Below are 451 nucleotides of genomic sequence, written 5' to 3'. Positions count from 1 at the left end.
CTTGTAACTTCCCGAAAGCCGCGTTTGAGGCTGTAATGGCAGGCGCGGTGGCGGATGGGAGACCGACACACCTCAGGGACACCAAGCCCGCGGGGGAGCAAGGGTCTTCGTCCGCCGTTCCATCGAACCCGAACAGTCGCCAGGGCCGCTTGCGCAAGCAAAGTCCGTTTAGGCAAGGATGGGATAAGATGGATATCGTTGTCGGGATCGATGTTTCCAAGGATTACCTGGATGTGGCCGTGGCTCCGTCAGGTCTGACCTTTCAAGTGCCCAACACGCAGGCCGGCATCGACGATCTTGTGTCGCGGTTGCAGCCGATCGGCGCCGATATGGTGGCATTGGAGGCCACCGGCGGCTTCGAAACCGCAGCCGTTGCAGGACTGTCTTTGGCCGGGTTGGCCGTGATCGTCGTCAATCCAGCGCAGGTGCGCGCTTATGCCAATGCGCTCGG

At 61.2% G+C, this 451-nt stretch carries 1 protein-coding gene; it reads left to right on the top strand.

From position 1 onward, the window contains the following. Window positions 1-188 precede the first annotated feature (188 nt). The coding region (locus H6M51_RS24270; protein WP_185812320.1) for a transposase at window positions 189-451 on the top strand (263 nt) is incomplete at its 3' end.

Origin of the sequence: Rhizobium sp. AQ_MP, assembly GCF_014237835.1 — a bacterium.
GTDB lineage: Bacteria > Pseudomonadota > Alphaproteobacteria > Rhizobiales > Rhizobiaceae > Allorhizobium.
This window is presented reverse-complemented; position numbering and strand designations above follow the sequence as displayed.